This is a genomic window from Paenibacillus sp. FSL R5-0887 (assembly GCF_038002305.1).
GTDB lineage: Bacteria > Bacillota > Bacilli > Paenibacillales > Paenibacillaceae > Paenibacillus_AQ > Paenibacillus_AQ odorifer.
This window is the reverse complement of record NZ_JBBOCE010000001.1, coordinates 2,630,365-2,647,516: the sequence shown is the minus strand read 5'-3', so window position 1 is coordinate 2,647,516 and position 17,152 is coordinate 2,630,365. Positions and strand designations below refer to the sequence as shown.

The window sequence follows — 17,152 nt, the reverse complement described above, 5'->3', positions numbered from 1 at the left end:
ATTTGTACCAGTTTATCAGTCTCATATCGGCATGGGCGATTCCGGTCATGATCACGTTCATCCCGCTCTATGCTTTTACGCGCAAAGTGCCAGTCTACGAATCCTTTGTTGAAGGTGCGAAAGATGGGTTTGGCACGGCCATTGCGATTATTCCCCATCTTGTGGGGATGCTGGTTGCGATCAGCGTTTTTCGCGCTTCCGGTGCGCTGGATTTTTTTATGGGCTTCATATCCCCAGCCCTGCGGGGGCTTGGTGTTCCGGCAGAAGTATTGCCGCTTGGTCTTCTGCGGCCGCTTACGGGGACTGGGTCGCTTGCTTACACTACGGATCTAATCCGTGTGCATGGCCCGGATTCTTTAATTGGTATGATTGCTTCCACCATACAGGGGAGCACAGATACTACGCTTTATGTTTTGACCGTTTACTTTGGAGCTGTAGGCGTACGGAATGGCCGTTATGCGCTTAAGGTTGGCCTGTTCTCCGATGTTGTCGGCTTTGTCGCCGCGATCGCTGTGTGTTTGCTATTATTTGGATAGTCACCCCATTGCCCCCCTGGACATATGCTATTGCAGCAATGTGGAGGGGGGCATTCCGCAATGAACTATAAAGGTTTTATTCTGCATCATTCTAGCTGCACATCCATTAACGGTAAAGGTTTTGACTTCTGGGTAGGAGTGGATGGCGCAATTTATGCAGCACCGCTACTGACAGATCCGGAGTATATTCATATTTGTTTGGAAGGTGATTTTGGTAAGAAAGTGGGCGATCCTCCAATATCCGGAAGGCAGGAGCAGCTTTTTGCAACGGCTAAACTCGTTTTAGAATTAGTAGAACGCTACCAAATCTCCCCTTTAATCATCGAACCCCACAATAATTCCTGCCCAGGAGCATCTTTTCCTTGGAATGAACTTGTGATTTATCCCTCTGATGGTTATCATTGATCTGAGGTGACTAGTCGAATATGGAAAGATTACAGAAAATTTTGGCGCAGGCCGGTGTGGCGTCCAGACGCAAGTGTGAAGAAATGATTTTGGCCGGTAAAGTGGAAGTCAACGGGGAACTCGTAACTACGCTTGGCACGAAGGTGGACCCCGCAACAGATATTATTAAAGTTTCCGGTAGACTGATCCGGGGCGAGAACAAAATCTATATTATGTTCAACAAACCTAAGGGAGTAATCACAAGCGCTTCCGATCCAAAGGGTCGTAAGGTTGTAACTGACTACCTAAAAGGAATTACTGAACGGGTTTACCCTGTAGGCCGGCTCGATTACGATACGGAAGGTTTGCTGCTGCTGACGAATGATGGGGACTTTGCTAACTTGCTGACTCATCCGAAGCATCATGTACCTAAGACGTATCATGCTACGGTCAAGGGTATACCGCATGGCACTGCATTGGACAAGCTGAAAGCTGGCATCAAGCTGGAAGATGGCATGACAGCGCCTGCGGAAGTAGAGTACAAGGATATTGATGAGGCAAATAAGGAAGCGGTTATCAGCATCACGATTCACGAGGGACGTAACCGTCAGGTACGACGCATGTTTGATGCGATTTCACACCCCGTACTCCGTCTGAAACGGATTTCATTCGGGGATATTATGCTGCAAAATCTCAAACGTGGCTCTTACCGTCATTTGACCAAGGATGAAATTAACCATCTGCAGCAAATTGCCAAAGCAGGATTGCTTAAAGAAAGAACTCCACGTAAAGAGTCATAAAGACACAGAATATTCACAATTAAACCCCCTAAAGCTGTGACGAAATTCGCTATAATGTTCATAGGATGTTCACACCTTACAACATAAGTATGAGTTGCGTCACAGAAGGGGGCTTTACGTGTGGGTAAAGCAAGAAAACCAATTCAAATCGTGATTCTGTTTCTAATTGTTATAGTGGGCGGTTATGCCATCGGTTCCTCTGTATTTGGGGGAAGCGGCAAACCAGAGGAAGGGAGCAAAGCACCTTCCTTTGATTTGCTTGGGCTTGACGGTCTGGCTCATACCCTAGACGAATATAAGGGCAAGACTATTGTGCTTAATTTCTGGGGCTCTTGGTGTGCACCTTGTGTCAAAGAAATGCCGGCTCTCCAAGCGCAATGGGAGAAATGGAAGGACAAAGACGTAGTGGTCTTAGGCATTAATGTGGGCGAAGACCGGATGACTGTCGAGAATTTTGTGAAGCAGGTAAACATCGATTTTCCGATTTTGATGGACACTGGACGTGATGCTGTACGAAGTTATGGTATTTCTCCGCTGCCAACTACCTTATTCATTAATTCCAAGGGTAAAATTGACAACATTCATATCGGCCAGCTTGATTTGAATTCACTTGATGATCAAATTGGGAAGCTGGTGGATTGATGAGTGAACGCGAGGCATTTATAACCAATACCAAATGTGAATGTGGTCACCAGAACCCTGTAGGTACTGTTTTATGCGAAGCATGCGGGAAGCCGTTGGGGAAGGAATCAGACTGGGGCGAGAATTTGGAAATGCGTTACGATGGCGTAGCTCGCCGATCTCAGCGCGTTAACCCGGGGATTATTGATCGGGTGTGGAACTTTTTCTCTTCCGTCAAAATAGCGATCTATCTGATCGTGTTGACACTTATAGGCTCTATGCTGGGGACGATTTTCCCGCAGGAGAGTACTTTTCTTAATATTGATGCCTCAGTTTATTACAAGCAAGAGTACGGAACAGCCGGATATATTTATCACAAACTTGGACTTTCACATACATACGAATCCTGGTGGTTTGTAACTCTACTCGTAATGATCGGCGCTTCACTTGTGATCTGTAGCTTGGATCGAGTACTTCCGCTCTATAAGGCCTTAACCAGACAAAAGATTCGGAAACATCGTCAGTTCTTAACTCGGCAAAAAGCTGTGTTAGTGACTGAAGTACAAGAGGAACCAGAAGCTTGGGTAGCCCGGGTAATTCAGCCTATGCGTAAAAAGGGCTATCGCGTGAAGACGGATGGAGGGGCTCTGCTGGCAGAGAAACATCGCTTCAGCCGCTGGGGACCTTATGTAATACATATTGGCTTAATTATTTTTTTACTTGCTGTATTAGCAAGAGGATTGCCGGGACTGAACATGGATCAGCATCTTGCTTTCCCGCAAGGGGAGATCACACAGATTCCGGACACCACCTATTATTTGAAAAATGAGAAATTTACCGTGGAGTTTTATACGGAGGAAGAGATGCCTGAGGAATTTCGCGGCAAAAAAATACTTCCAAAGCTATTCCAGACCCAAGCTGTGCTTTATGAATGCACCGCGGATTGTGGAGACCCTTCGAAGGAACCGCAGCTATCCGAGGTGACGAAACATGATATCCAAGTAAATTCACCTTTGGATTATAAAGGATTGAAAGCGTATCAGTTTGATTATGATCTGACCCCTGTGCTGCGTTCGGTACAGCCTGAGCTTAAGAATTCCACCACTGGCGAGGCGTACGGCAAATTTAAGCTGGACATGAAGAACCCTCAGCGGGCAATTCAGGCGGGTCCTTATACTTTAACTTTGAAAGAAAAGTATATGGATTTTGGTCTAAATGAGGAGGGTCAGCCGATTTCCAAATCACCTTATCCGAATGCACCTGCTTTTTTGTTCCTGATACAAGGTCCGGATCTCCCGGCGGAAGGGCAGCAGTATTTCTATTTTCCTAAACAGGTGGATAAGGCGCAGTTTCAACAGGCTGCCATTAACGATAAGCTTGGCGGGAGCAATAGATTTCTTGAGCTTGAAGTGGACAACATGAGCGACGTTGATTTTTCGGAATCGACTACTTACTTGAATATACGTATTGATCGTGCAATGCCGTTTGTATGGCTAGGTGCAGCAATCGTGATGCTGGGTTTAGTGCTTGGCTTCTACTGGCAGCATAGACGTATCTGGCTTACCGTTGCTAACGGGGAGCTTATCCTCGGAGGACATACGAACAAGAACTGGTTCGGGTTCCGCCGTGAGATCGTTTCTATTTTAGAAAAAGTAGATCTGGTAGTCGATGAAAAATCATTAGATAATGGAGGAGGCCTTTCATGAGCTTGCTCGACATCAGCAGCGCTGTCTTTATTGCCGCATTTTTATTATACAGCAGTTCGTTTATGTTATTCACTATCGCCATCATGGGTCGCAAGTGGTCAGGCCGCAAGCCGGAGGAACATACCGCACGTTGGGGCAAAATTGCTTTTATTTTCTCTTCAATAGGTCTTATCTTTCATCTTATTTATTTCTTTACACGCTGGGCGGGCTCAGGGCATATTCCGGTCAGCAACATGTATGAGTTCATGACTTTTTTATCGATGATGGTGATGGTTGCCTTTACTGTGATGTACGCTATTTATCGTAAGGTAATCTTGGGTCTTTTTGCAGTTCCAATCAGTATTATTGTGATGGCTTATGCCGCAGTATTTCCACAGGAAGTACAGCCGCTGATTCCATCTCTTCAATCGAACTACTTAAAGATCCACGTAACACTGGCTGCACTAGGTGAATCCTTCTTCGCAGTAGGGTTTGCGGCGGGACTGATGTATCTGCTGCGAACAGTCAATTTTTCCAGTAAAGAGAAGGCGGATCGCAAGCAACAGAGGCTGGTCGAATTTACTCTCTTTTCAATCATTGTTATAATTGGGTTTCTGGGTTCTGTTTTTGCATTCCGCGGAGCAGGCTATGAAACTGTTTTTGTCCGTCCGAACGTTACGATTGACAGCCCCGGGCAGGAAAATAGTACAATAGAGAAAGTGAGTTATCGAATGCCGCCGATTGTGGCACCTCACAATAGCGAAATTGAGAGCTTCCAGTCGTTTCTTGGCATAAAAGAACCACTCTTTGAGGCACCATCTTGGATGAATGGTGTAAATGCTGGACGGAAGTTTAATACTGTAATTTGGTCACTCCTTTCCGGATTAATCCTCTACGGAGTTCTTCGCTTGATCGTACGTAAACCGCTGGGCACTGCTTTACACCCAGTGATGGACGGAATTGATGAGGGCGATCTAGATGAGATTACGTATAGGGCGATAGCCATTGGCTTTCCTATTTTCACATTAGGCGCTTTGATCTTTGCAATGATATGGGCGCAAATCGCTTGGGGAAGATTCTGGGGATGGGATCCTAAGGAAGTATGGGCGCTTGTCACTTGGCTCTTCTATAGCGCTTATCTTCATTTACGTTTGGCTCGTGGATGGCAAGGAAGAAAATCTGCCTGGCTGGCTGTGCTTGGCTTCCTGGTCGTAATGTTTACTCTGGTTGGCGTTAATTTAGTCATCGCCGGACTTCATTCTTACGCGGGGACGGACTGAGCATAGTTTACCTGTTAACGTTGCACAATGGTTTAAAGGTTACGTTCTACTGTATTGATGAAGGGGTTGTAGTGAAATGGCAGATCATTTAAACAGAATTCTGGTAGTGGATGATGAGGAACGCATTCGCCGCCTGCTAAAGATGTATCTTGAAAAAGAAGGTTATGAAATCGATGAAGCGGAAGACGGAGAAATCGCTCTTCGTAAAGCAACAGCAAATGACTACGGTCTGATTTTGCTGGATGTTATGCTGCCTGGCATCGATGGGATGGAAGTGCTGACAAGACTCAGAGGAGTGAAGTCAACACCGGTCTTAATGCTTACAGCTAAAGGGGAAGAGATCAACCGTGTTCAAGGCTTTGAGATGGGCGCAGACGATTACGTTGTGAAGCCCTTCAGTCCACGTGAAGTCATTTACCGGGTGAAGGCTATTATGCGCCGTTCTTCGGCGACTGCTTTCTTGTCCAAGGAGAGCAATTCCAGCAATAACATTGTATTTACTCATCTTATTATTGAACATGATGCTCACCGTGTGACTGCTGGTGGTGAAGAAGTAAGTTTGACACCTAAAGAATATGAACTTCTGCATTATTTGGCTATTTCGCCTGATAAAGTATTTTCTCGTGAAGAACTGCTTAAGGATGTCTGGAATTATGAATTTTTCGGAGATTTGCGTACTGTAGATACTCACGTAAAACGTCTTCGTGAAAAACTGAATAAAGTATCACCGGAATCTGCAGCGATGATTACGACCGTATGGGGCGTAGGTTACAAACTAGAGGTACCTAAATAAGTGAACTTCTGGAGAAGTCTTGTCGGCAAACTGTGGGTTACGATCATCTGCCTGGTCGCTGTCGTGCTTATTACCTTGGGGTTATTTTTGCTTCCCTACATAGACAGTAACTTTGCCAATTCCGGAGATATCAAACGTTTATTTATGTATACTTGTATGATCGGATTTTCTTTGACGACATTTTTTGCGTTGTTTTTGTTTACCAAAATCACTCAGCCGATGCAGCGTGTCATTGAAGCTGCGAATAACATTCGACGGGGTGAATACGGAACAAGGCTTACGCTTGTCACAAGTGATGAAATTGGCCAGTTGGCTACTTCCTTTAACCATATGGCTGAGGAGCTTGAAGAGAACATTCGCAGTCTGCATCATGAGAAGGGGCATCTGTCTAGCGTACTGCGCAGTATGAGCGATGCTGTGATCACCTTTGACATTGAAGGGCAGATTATTTTGACCAATCCGCACGGCCAAGCTCTGCTAGAGAGCTGGAGCGATTTGCAGTGGGGACATGCGAGTGATGCTGAGCTCCATCCCGAAACGGCTGAGAGCAGTGTTCCTCCTCCCCTGCGTCCTTTATTTTTAAGCACCTTGAAGCAAGGTGGCGATGACCGCTCCAATGTACATGTACGGCAGGGCGTCTGGTCTGTTCATATGGCACCGTTATATTCTGAAGGCAGTATCCGGGGAGTAGTTGCTGTACTGCGGGATGTGACGGAAGAGGTGCGTCTGGAAAAGATGCGCAGAGACTTCGTAGCTAATGTCTCCCATGAAATCCGCACACCATTGTCGATGATGCAAGGGTACAGTGAGGCTTTATTGGACGGGATGGCTTCATCCCCTGAAGAAAGCAGTGAGCTGATCCAGGTCATTCATGACGAATCACTGCGTATGGGGCGTCTGGTTAAGGATTTGCTTGATCTTGCCCGAATGGAAGCCGGACATACGGATATGATGAAAGCTCAGGTGGACATGAACGAACTGCTGGAACGAGTCTACCGTAAATTTTCTGTACGTGCGAAAGAGCGCGATATCCATCTTCACTTACAGCAAGAGAGTGATATTGCTGTTCTGAAGGCGGCGGATGAGGATAAGCTGGAACAAGTCTTAACCAATTTACTCGATAATGCTTTTCGCCACACACAGGGTGGCAAAAAAATCACGGTTCATACAGGAACTTGTGTATTAGAAGGCCGTCGTTATCTTGAGATTAAAATTCAGGATGAAGGGGTTGGAATTCCACCAGAGGATCTGCCGTATATATTTGACCGCTTCTACAAAGCTGATAAGGCGCGTGTACGGGGAGAATCAGGTGGAACGGGACTTGGGCTTGCGATTGTTAAAAATATTGTAGAGTCGCATCACGGGACCATCTCAGCTTCAAGCAAACTAGGCGAAAGTACAACCTTTACGCTAAGACTTCCTGTCGAAAAACAGTAATTCCAAACACAATGTGTGATAGCGCCTCTGACAGCAGAGGTGCTTTTTGTTGAAACAAACACATTAATCTTGTTCATCGTGGAACATATCTTGTAGGTTTTGCTTGGGAGGGCATAGAATGATTTTATCTTTAGACCAAGGTACTACCAGCTCACGAGCCATATTGTTCGATACGGAGGCTAAATGGGTCTCACAAGGTCAATATGAAGTTAAACAATCCTTCCCCCATCCAGGCTGGGTAGAGCATGACCCTGAGCAAATCTGGGCGTCACAGCTCGCAGCGGCAAGAGATGCGATTGCGCGGGGTGGCATAGCAGTTGAGGAGATCTCTGCCATCGGAATAACCAATCAGAGAGAAACAGCTTTAATCTGGGATAAAATAACGGGCAAACCGATATACCCTGCGATTGTGTGGCAGGACAGGCGTACTGCAGAGCAATGTGAAGAACTTAAAAGTAAAGGGCTGGAGCAAGTTATTGCGAGCAAGACGGGCCTTGTTGTAGATGCTTATTTCTCAGCTACCAAAATCTCCTGGATACTGGATCATGTGGATGGCGCCCGAGAGCGGGCGAATCGAGGGGAACTTCTAGCGGGGACGATCGACAGCTGGTTAATTTGGAGACTTACTTGCGGAGCCGTACATGTCACGGATGTTACCAATGCCTCACGTACGATGCTGTTTAATCTTCATGAACGGTGCTGGGATGAAGAGCTAATGGAAGAGCTTCGTATTCCGCGTGCCATCCTGCCAGAAGTAAGAATGTCTGGCGGCGAATTTGGAGTAGCAGACAAACAGTGGTTCGGGGCAGACATTCCAATTCGCTCTGTACTTGGAGATCAACAGGCCGCATTGTTTGGACATACTTGTCTAGAACCCGGCAGTGCCAAAAACACCTATGGTACAGGCTGTTTTATTCTAATGAACACAGGCACAGAAGCTGTAGCCTCCAGTCATGGCTTGTTGACCACTGTAGCTTGGGGTATGGGAGATGAACTCTATTATGCCCTAGAGGGCAGTGTGTTCGTGGCCGGAGCGGCTGTTCAGTGGCTGCAGGAGGGTCTTGGTCTTATAGAGGAGCCAGCAGGCTCAGAAGATAAAGCACGGGAAGTAGAGGACAGTGAAGGGGTTATCGTTGTGCCTGCGTTTACCGGACTCGGGGCACCCTATTGGGATATGTATGCCCGTGGAGCCATATTTGGCCTTACTAGAGGCACTACCTCAGGACATCTGGTACGAGCTACATTGGAGTCCTTAGCCTTTCAATCTAGAGATGTAATAGGAGCTATGGAAAAAGACGCAGGCATGCCATTGACCGGCCTTCGTGTGGATGGCGGAGCTGTGCGTAACGATTTGCTGATGCAATTCCAGTCTGATATCCTGGGCAGTGAGGTTACTAGAACAACCTATGCGGAGACAACAGCTTTGGGTGCGGCGCTTCTGGCCGGGTTAACGTCCGGAGTCTGGACACGTGCTCAGCTAGAGAGCTTCAACAAGGCTGAGAGGGTCTTCTCGCCTGAGATGGGTATAACTGAGCGGGAAGGTCGTTACAACGCCTGGAAGGACGCTGTAGCGCGTACCATGGGTTGGGAGAAGCATGAAGGATATCAGTGATAAAGGAGCTGTATATATCTATGGTTAACGGAACCGAATCTGATCTGCCGGGCGGACTATCTAAGCCGGCGCTTCGAGCCCTGCATGGGGCTGGATATGTTCAGCTTCAACAATTCAGCAAGCTTACAGAAGCAGAGCTTCTGCAGCTACATGGATTGGGGCCAAAGGCGATCGTCCTATTACGGAGTGCTCTCGCGGAAAAGGGGCTCACCTTTGCAAGTAAGTCCTGATGTTGCGTTCATATTTATATTAAAAAACGGCAAGCTTAGGTGAATCCCTAGCTTGCCGCTTTTTGTTATACAGCTCCTAATATTCAATAACAAATGCTACATTTTGCCAACCGGCGCCCACTGTCCAGAACAGGACTTTATCACCACGTTCGATCTTTCCAGTAGTTACAGCTTTATGTAGAGCAATAAATGGGCTGCTGGTAGAGGTATATCCGAATTCATCCCCTATGTATACCGCTACATTGCGATCAATGCCGACTTTCTCACACATCTCTAAGATATTAGGCAATGAAAACTGTGAGAAGCAGGCTGCTTTAATGGCTTCAGGCGCGATATTGTTGTTAGACAGTAGAGTACGAATAGACTCAGAAGCAGCATCTATGCAAATGGAATTATCAAAAGGAATAAACTTCACATTAAACTCTCCAGCCGCTACACCTTGTTTACCCAGTTTAGCCAGGCCTGCGCACGGGAACTTGGAATTATCGCAAACACAAGGATCCGTTTGGTAGATAGAGTCAATGAAACCGACCACATCCTCAGCTTGTTCAAGAATGACTGCCGCCGCTGCATCACCGAAGTTAGCGTAATAGACTGGATCATTCTTATCGGCATGAGGGGTTACATAATCGGAGCCGATGACCAACGCTCGTTTAATCCTAGGATTCGCTTGCATCTGACGGCTAACCTGTTCCACAGAAGCCGTCATACCCGCACAATTAGCATTACTGTCAATGCAGATCGTATGGGATGCGCCTTTGATCAAACGGTGAATCATTAATGAGTTGGTAGGAAAGATATACTCAGGAGTTTGACTTGCATAGGCAATAAGGTCGATATCGGCACCTGTGAGACCACTTTTCTCCAGAACATTCCTGGCAGCCTCAAAAGCCATCGTAAGGGAATTCTCATCCGCATCCTTAATACTATACCGTGTAATACGACCTAATGCGGATAATAGACCTCGAATATCAATGCCTTTTTCGTCAAAATGCTTAATGAAAAAGTCGTTACCAACTATATTGCTGGGATGATAGATATCAATGCCTTTAATACGAATTCCGGTCATAATACGCCTCCAGGAAAGCAGTAAAATGTGGCCTACATATTAAGATTAAAAGATCTAGACTGTAACCGCAGAAATGATCTCGATGTTATCGAGTCCAGCTTTACGGCCAAGACGGGAAAGCTGCATTTTGAGGATCGGGTTATTTTCAAGCGTTAGATTTACTTTTACAAATCCATCATTCTTAAACATTACAAAGCAGCTTTCTAAAAGAGGTACAACATCTGGTGCAGTTACATTTAGCTTTCTGCAGTCGATTTTTAGTTCATAGTCAGCTGGAGTAATTGGATTGATAGTTTGTTGATAAGCTTGAATAGATTTTAGACCATCTTCTTCAGAAAATGTTCCATCTAACTCAATGTTAATAACCTTGTTTGTAGTGTCTGTCTTCAAAACGAAACTTCCCATGCCTAAATCTCTCCCATAGATTGAATTTGTCCAAAACAGTTCGACTGCAATATCCAGCCATGTATATCCATTTAGCTGTTTTATAAAAGTCAAAATTCGACACTATACAGCAAGTAATGGGATATTCCGACTCTATTATAGGCATATTTTTCAAGTGTATGCAATAATAAAGTCGAATTTTGTATATTGTTGTCGAACTGTTGAGTTATTGGATTTCTTCTATGGTTGCAAGCAGGATATTAAAAGCTGTGATGATTCTAGGTGCCCCTATAACGGGTACTAAGTGTAATAGAATACCTTTAAGCTGTTCTACGGTAACTCCAACACGAAGGGCCATGACATAATGAACGCCCAACTGTTCGAATTGACCCATTGAAATTAAAGATGAAATGACAGCGATTTCCTTCCAGTCAGGGGCTATAGTATTACGTTGAAAAATATCGCCATAGGCATTCCCCATAATAAATTCAGCCAAGTCAGGGAAGTGGTCTTTAATTGGAGCTAGTGCTTTTGCGCCATAGTCTCCTGATAGATTCGTGAAGTGGTTGAGACCACTGTTGATATTTTCCTTCATGGTTAGCCTCCTAGTTTAGGTTCAAAGTACGGTGTGCAGTCGGAGGGACTTCATCACGGTCTGTTAGTAGTTCAATAACGGCAACATGGTTTAGAGCTACCGCATCTTTAATTGCAGCTGTGAATTCATCCGCAGTCTCACATTTGTAGCCTTTAGCACCTAGAGATTCAGCGAATTTTACGGCGTCCATTGGTACTTCATATAGAGTTCCATCGATACGACCTGTGGTTTTCTCCATACCCTTAAGAGCCATATCTAGTTGCTTATTATTGACCACGATAAAGATGACAGGGATATCTTTGCAGACAGCGGTGTTAATCTCAGCGCCGAGCATCATGAAACAACCATCACCTGTAATGCAGAGGACAGTTTCTTCAGGAGCTGCAACCTTTGCACCAATAGCCATGCCGATCGAATTACCCATGCAAGCAAAATACGCATCAAAAACAAAGCTGCCCGGTTTCTTAACCTTGTACCATTTTGCAGCGTGGAATCCATGACTTCCATCATCAACGAAAATTGAATTATTATAAGGGATCAAATCACTTAAAGTGCTCATTACCGAAGCAAGGGAAAGATTCTTGAGGGTTGGAAGCTCTTCTGAATAATCCGCATCGGCCAAAGCCTCACGTTTGGTGATTGTGCTTGGGTCAATATGATTTAGGCAGTGCACCAAATTATCGCGCAGGTCCCCAGTGACCGGTATCGTTTTGGACAATAGTATTTTTCCGACAAAGGTTGGATCAATATCAAATTGAATTAAAGTTGCTGGATGATTCTCCCGTTTAAGATTACAGATGGTCATATCACTTAAACGTGATCCAAGCACTATAAATAAATCGCTTTTATTCAATAAATCGTCCCCGTGGGTCGAACCGCCAACGCCAATAGGACCATGATAGAGTGGGTGATCCCAGACTATAGCCCCTTTTCCACCAGGAGATGTTACTACAGGAATATTAAAAGTTTCTGCGAGTTGAACAAGCTCTTTATGTGCTCCGGAGCGGTTAATTCCTTTACCCGCAATAATCAAAGGATTCTTAGCAGCTTGAATAGCATCGATGACTCTATCGATATTAGCTTGACTAATTAGAGACTCTCTTTCTGGGATTACTATATTGCATTCTTCCAATACTTCAGTTTGTACATCAAAAGGAATACAAAGATGAACAGGACCCCGTTTGGTCAGGGCCACAGAAATCGCATGATTAAAAATAGTACCAAAGTGATCCCCACGTTCAACCAATTTACTGAACAAGGTGGCAGGTCTGAACATATCAGCTAAATCAGCCAGAAAAGAGGTGGAGTCCTGACATTGAGGAATTCCAAGCTCTGTAATGGATTGGTGGCCGGTAATAAATAGGACAGGTAGGTTGTTAGCTTTCGCATGTGCTGCTGCTGTAAGCAGGTTAGTTCCCCCAGGACCCGAAGTACCAAATGCTACGCCTAGGTTACCCGTTTTCAGCGCATACCCTGCTGCTTCGAATCCGGAGCTTGCTTCATGTCTGCCGGGAATAAATTCAATACCGTAATCCACCATCTTTAGAACTATTGGACAAATGGATTTGCCAATGATCCCAAAAGAATGGGTGACTCCAAGGTTACGTAGTGCTTCCGCCATGTAATCTGCGACTGTCTTCAAAAGAAACACCTCACAAGTTTTTTGATATATATTAGTTATTAATCTACCGGATAGATACGATAGATCAATATACTCAAAAAGTAAAAACCTGTGCTCTATAGTAAGCACAGGTTGGTGGCATAAGGCGCCGCTAAGACTGAACAATAGTTCAGCCGTCCTGGTTCCTCTGCAACCTGGCAATCATGGCCTCAAACGAAAAAATGAGGCTGTAGATCCATGGTTTTGCGTCATCCTCTTTCGAGGATTTTGCCAATATTAATTTATAGTTGATAAGAATAATTTTCCTTTACAATATATTCCTCATTAATTTTTGTCAACATAATCCGCTAAAAAAACTCGAAATTTGACGAAAGTCTTGTCCAAGAGATGAAGTTTTGCCTCGCGAAAAAAACTGCCACCTAAGACTCAGCTTAGGTGGCAGTTGATAGTTTTGAACTAGAATTTAAAGATATGAATGGTTTTTTGCAGATTAAATACGGCCTGGGTCATTTTTTCCGTTTCTTCTGCAACAGACTGCAGGGCATTAATCTGTTCATTCATAGCCGCCGATACCTCTTCCGTGCCAGCAGCAGTTTCTTCGGTGATTGCTGAGATATTCTCAATTGCACTGGAAATTTTCAAGGCACTTTCTAGCATAAGATCACTCTCCGCAGAGAATGAAGAGATTTGCTCGGTAATGTACTGCACGCTTTGTACAATTTGTGCGAAAATATGGGCAGATTGAGTGATCATTTCATTCTGAACCTGCACAACCTCTTCATTGATGGCAATATTATCGATGGCTTGTTTAATATCTGACTCAATGCTGCGGACCAAGCCGAATACTTCTTTTGTGGATGCCGTAGATTCTTCAGCAAGCTTGCGGACCTCTTGAGCTACAACGGCAAAACCCCGACCATGCTCTCCGGCACGAGCAGCTTCGATGGAGGCATTCAGTGACAGCAGGTTGGTCTGCTCAGCGATCTCTGTGATGGTCTTGGTGATCATCGTAATCCCGCGGGCATTTTGTGAGAGAGCTTCAATAGTATCAGCCACTTTTTGTGTAGCCTCTATGTTTTTACGCATGCCTTCAGCCTGTGTATCTACGGATTGGCGCCCTTGCTCAACAAGTTCTAAGGTATGTATTGAACGTCTGTTCATTTCTTTGGTGGAGTTCGTATAATTGGATACTTTGGTCTCAATGTCTTTAATGGATTCTGTCATATCAGCGATATCCGTAGATATTTCATTTGCACCAAGAGCGAGCTCAGTAGAAGAAGAGGCTACTTGTGCCATGACAATTTTCAGCTTCTGGTTCTTATCTTCGATTCCGCGGCTTGCATCCATAACTTGACGGGTGATCTGCGATGCATCGGTCAGAATCTTCTTGAGCTTATCAATCATTGTGTTAAAGGAGCGGCTTACGTCACCCATTGAGCCATTTTCGTCCGCTCTGCTAGTGAAATCGCCCTTCGAAATACTGTGAGATACATTAGCAATATCATCAAAAGATGATGTAAGCGTTCTCTCCACGAAGCGAGCAACAGGTAAAGTCAGACCTGCAAGAACAACTACTAGTATAATTCCTACGAGAAATTGACCTAGAATCATTAACGTAACTAAGACAGGAATAGCAAACAGTGCGGCAACGAGGTAACATCCGGCAACAATTCTTTGTTTTAACGGAAGTTTGTGCATCCAGCTCATTGGTAAAATGTCCCCCTTATTAAATTTTATGTAATGGTGTTATTATAGGGGATTTATAGGTCATTGGTCTATAGAGAAGTGTCATAAATCTTCTTTAAGTAGTAGATATTTAGAATTCATGTCAAAATTCCTCATATATTGTGGAAATTGTTTTAATAGCAGACTTTACCATTCCTACTAGTTCGATAGGAGCTAAAACAATAACTGAAGGAGAGAAAGAGAGTACGATACGACAGGCAGATTCTATAGCATTAAACTCGGCCTCCACGTTCATCCACCCAGTATTAGCAGAGGGTTCTACTAAAGTTATAGTTACATATCTTTCACGTTGTAATTCTTTAAGAATAGACTCATTCACCTTTAAGTTCACTACATATTTTGGCAGTGCTGCTTTAAAAGCTAAAGTCGATTGTTCCCAGTAGCTTTTTAAATCAAAAGCCTCAGGTCTGACAAATGATTCATAAGTTGCGTCAGCTTGTATTAATCTCGACACGCGAAAAGTCCGCATTTCACCCTCGGTTCGTGCCACTACATACCAAACTCCACGTTTTGCGACTAACCCGAGAGGTTCAATGAAACGCTCCTTCATCTCGTCATTCCGTGGGTAAGTGATCTTTACTTTACGGTCTTCCCAAACAGCTTCCTGCAGGACAGATAGGAACGGATATGTCTCGTCGGAAGGGTGCCAGCTGGCACCATCTATATGAATGCGCTGGCTCAGGTAACTGGCTGGATTATTCGGCCTGGATGGGGAAGCAGCCTCCAGCTTAAGCACGGCAGAAGAGAAGTCGTTTTGTATACCCAGATCTTTTAAGATTGAGGAGTCTGCGGACAGCAGCAGAGTAGCAATTTCTGAGGGCTTCATACCCGTTAAGGAGGTCCGGTATCCTTCTGTGAGCATCCAACCCCCTTCGCGTCCCCGTTCGGCAAGAATCGGTATTCCCGCTGTACATAAGGCTTCCATATCTCTAAACACAGTTCGTTCAGACACTTCTAAGGTCTGGGCTAGCTCACGGGACGTCATCTTTCCACGATTTTGCAGCAAAAGTAAGATGGATAACAAACGATCGGCTCTCATTAAGGGAACATTCCTCCTCCTAATAAATGTTAGTTAGTTCTTAATTAATTATTATATATGTCAGTTGATGTCATATTAAAGAATTATACTTATATAAGGTAAGGATTAAATACAGAACATTTAGAGAAAAACAAGTGTAGAAAGGATTGAGAACATGACTTTAAAAGGAAAAGTAGCATTGGTCACCGGAGGCAGCAGAGGTGCTGGTAGAGGAATTGCATTGGAGCTGGCAAGGAAAGGTGCATTCGTTTATATTACGGGCAGAACGACAGAGGCTTCTGGCATAGAGCATAGCAAGCGGAGCATTGATAACGTACTTAGGGAAATAAAAGCGGAGGGAGGGTCCGGCAGCGCCATACGATGTGATCATACAAAAGATCAGGAGACAGAGGCGGTCATTCGCCAGATTGCTTCAGAGCAAGGAAAGCTTGATATTTTAGTCAATAATGTATGGGGCGGCAACGATTTACCTATTGAGCAGAAGTCTTTCTGGGAGCTTCCTACAGCGCATTGGGACAATATGTTTAATGCGGGTGTGAGGGCACAGTTGATAACAAATTATTATGCAATACCATTAATGCGTGAGGCAAAAGCTGGCGGTCTAATCATCCACACAACCTTTTGGGATCATTACAAATATCTTGGAAACTTCTATTATGATCTTTCTAAAAACTCACTTGTCCGCATGGCCTACGGGTTATCGAATGAGCTTAAAGAGGACAACATTGCAGTTATTCCGCTTACTCCGGGCTGGATGAGGACAGAGGCGGTGTTGGAGAGCATGAACACGGATGAGGAGCATTGGCATGAGGTTGAAGAATTGCAGATGACTGAATCCACAACCTATATCGGTAGAGCAGCCGCTGCTCTAGCAGCCGATCCTAAGGTCATGTCTATGACCGGACAACCGCAGCAGGTTGCTAAGCTGGCTGAAAAGTATGGATTTACAGACATCGATGGTCGGACTGTTCCCGCATTCTTAGTCTAAACAGCAAACTTGATCTGTTTGATCCCATATGTGCGTGTGAAGCAGTATAGGACACAGCTGATCTATAATGCAGTATTTTCGTATATTTAGAACGCTATCGGTCCCCATAGACGCTATTGATAGGGCAAAACACCTGATTTAGCTTTCTTCTTGAGGAATAGTGGCACTAGAGTCCGAAACCCTGCTTCAAAGGCGAAATTATTGCATATAGGGTCATCTGGGTCCGTAACCTCAAGGGTGTCCGTAAGCCTCCACGAGGGAACTCGATTCGATATTGTAAATGAAGCCGAAACGGGTCAACGATCAACAACAAAAGCAGCGAAACTCCTATA

17 protein-coding genes and 1 riboswitch are annotated in these 17,152 nt (G+C 44.8%); of the genes, 11 read left to right on the top strand and 6 right to left on the bottom strand.

From position 1 onward, the window contains the following. The first annotated feature begins 2 nt into the window (after nucleotides 1-2). The 10 genes from MKY14_RS12000 (at nucleotide 3) to MKY14_RS11955 (ending at nucleotide 9,378) form a co-directional block, all read left to right on the top strand. Nucleotides 3-536, top strand: a complete 534-nt coding sequence (locus MKY14_RS12000) for a spore maturation protein (protein WP_036676158.1) — start codon at nucleotides 3-5, stop codon at nucleotides 534-536. Nucleotides 537-596: 60 nt separating this feature from the next. Beyond that, nucleotides 597-941: a peptidoglycan recognition protein family protein gene (locus MKY14_RS11995; RefSeq protein WP_076306186.1), complete on the top strand. Its 345-nt coding sequence runs from the start codon at nucleotides 597-599 to the stop codon at nucleotides 939-941. Between the two features lie 20 nt (nucleotides 942-961). After that, the gene (locus tag MKY14_RS11990; RefSeq protein WP_036676166.1) at nucleotides 962-1,720 is read left to right on the top strand and encodes a pseudouridine synthase; all 759 of its coding nucleotides are present in this window, start codon (nucleotides 962-964) and stop codon (nucleotides 1,718-1,720) included. 120 nt (nucleotides 1,721-1,840) lie between these two features. Next, nucleotides 1,841-2,362, top strand: a complete 522-nt coding sequence (locus MKY14_RS11985; RefSeq protein ID WP_038572444.1) for a redoxin domain-containing protein — start codon at nucleotides 1,841-1,843, stop codon at nucleotides 2,360-2,362. Further along, nucleotides 2,362-4,047, top strand: a complete 1,686-nt coding sequence (resB, locus tag MKY14_RS11980; protein WP_076127467.1) for a cytochrome c biogenesis protein ResB — start codon at nucleotides 2,362-2,364, stop codon at nucleotides 4,045-4,047. The genes MKY14_RS11985 and resB overlap by 1 nt, the downstream gene beginning before the upstream one ends. Further along, complete coding sequence (ccsA, locus tag MKY14_RS11975) at nucleotides 4,044-5,306, top strand: cytochrome c biogenesis protein CcsA (protein ID WP_076184036.1); 1,263 nt, start codon at nucleotides 4,044-4,046, stop codon at nucleotides 5,304-5,306. The genes resB and ccsA overlap by 4 nt, the downstream gene beginning before the upstream one ends. 76 nt (nucleotides 5,307-5,382) lie before the next feature. Beyond that, a complete protein-coding gene (locus MKY14_RS11970; protein WP_036676174.1) occupies nucleotides 5,383-6,099 on the top strand; it encodes a response regulator transcription factor in 717 nt (238 codons plus the stop codon). Continuing rightward, nucleotides 6,100-7,536, top strand: a complete 1,437-nt coding sequence (locus MKY14_RS11965; RefSeq protein WP_076302768.1) for an ATP-binding protein — start codon at nucleotides 6,100-6,102, stop codon at nucleotides 7,534-7,536. Nucleotides 7,537-7,654: 118 nt separating this feature from the next. Continuing rightward, a complete protein-coding gene (glpK, locus tag MKY14_RS11960; protein WP_076213562.1) occupies nucleotides 7,655-9,148 on the top strand; it encodes a glycerol kinase GlpK in 1,494 nt (497 codons plus the stop codon). A gap of 20 nt (nucleotides 9,149-9,168) precedes the next feature. Next, the gene (locus MKY14_RS11955; RefSeq protein ID WP_076127474.1) at nucleotides 9,169-9,378 is read left to right on the top strand and encodes a DNA-binding protein; all 210 of its coding nucleotides are present in this window, start codon (nucleotides 9,169-9,171) and stop codon (nucleotides 9,376-9,378) included. 76 nt (nucleotides 9,379-9,454) lie between these two features. Here MKY14_RS11955 and MKY14_RS11950 read toward each other — a convergent pair whose 3' ends face one another. The 6 genes from MKY14_RS11950 to MKY14_RS11925 form a co-directional block, all read right to left on the bottom strand. After that, the gene (locus MKY14_RS11950; protein WP_076127476.1) at nucleotides 9,455-10,447 is read right to left on the bottom strand and encodes a ketoacyl-ACP synthase III; all 993 of its coding nucleotides are present in this window, start codon (nucleotides 10,445-10,447) and stop codon (nucleotides 9,455-9,457) included. Between the two features lie 54 nt (nucleotides 10,448-10,501). Continuing rightward, nucleotides 10,502-10,852 (bottom strand): hypothetical protein, encoded by a 351-nt coding sequence (locus MKY14_RS11945; protein ID WP_076127478.1) that lies wholly within the window; start codon nucleotides 10,850-10,852, stop codon nucleotides 10,502-10,504. 205 nt (nucleotides 10,853-11,057) lie between these two features. Then, nucleotides 11,058-11,426 (bottom strand): carboxymuconolactone decarboxylase family protein, encoded by a 369-nt coding sequence (locus MKY14_RS11940; RefSeq protein ID WP_036676184.1) that lies wholly within the window; start codon nucleotides 11,424-11,426, stop codon nucleotides 11,058-11,060. Between the two features lie 10 nt (nucleotides 11,427-11,436). Beyond that, a complete protein-coding gene (locus MKY14_RS11935; RefSeq protein ID WP_139329858.1) occupies nucleotides 11,437-13,077 on the bottom strand; it encodes a thiamine pyrophosphate-binding protein in 1,641 nt (546 codons plus the stop codon). A 155-nt stretch (nucleotides 13,078-13,232) separates the two neighbouring features. After that, a riboswitch (cyclic di-GMP riboswitch) is annotated at nucleotides 13,233-13,329 on the bottom strand. A 174-nt stretch (nucleotides 13,330-13,503) separates the two neighbouring features. Next, nucleotides 13,504-14,754, bottom strand: a complete 1,251-nt coding sequence (locus MKY14_RS11930) for a methyl-accepting chemotaxis protein (RefSeq protein WP_340976513.1) — start codon at nucleotides 14,752-14,754, stop codon at nucleotides 13,504-13,506. 121 nt (nucleotides 14,755-14,875) lie between these two features. Further along, nucleotides 14,876-15,832 carry a helix-turn-helix transcriptional regulator gene (locus MKY14_RS11925; RefSeq protein ID WP_076127480.1) on the bottom strand — a complete coding sequence of 319 codons (957 nt, stop codon included), beginning with the start codon at nucleotides 15,830-15,832 and terminating at the stop codon, nucleotides 14,876-14,878. Between the two features lie 154 nt (nucleotides 15,833-15,986). Between MKY14_RS11925 and MKY14_RS11920 the strand changes: the two genes are divergently transcribed. Continuing rightward, nucleotides 15,987-16,820: an SDR family NAD(P)-dependent oxidoreductase gene (locus MKY14_RS11920; RefSeq protein ID WP_076127482.1), complete on the top strand. Its 834-nt coding sequence runs from the start codon at nucleotides 15,987-15,989 to the stop codon at nucleotides 16,818-16,820. The last annotated feature ends 332 nt before the right edge of the window (nucleotides 16,821-17,152 follow it).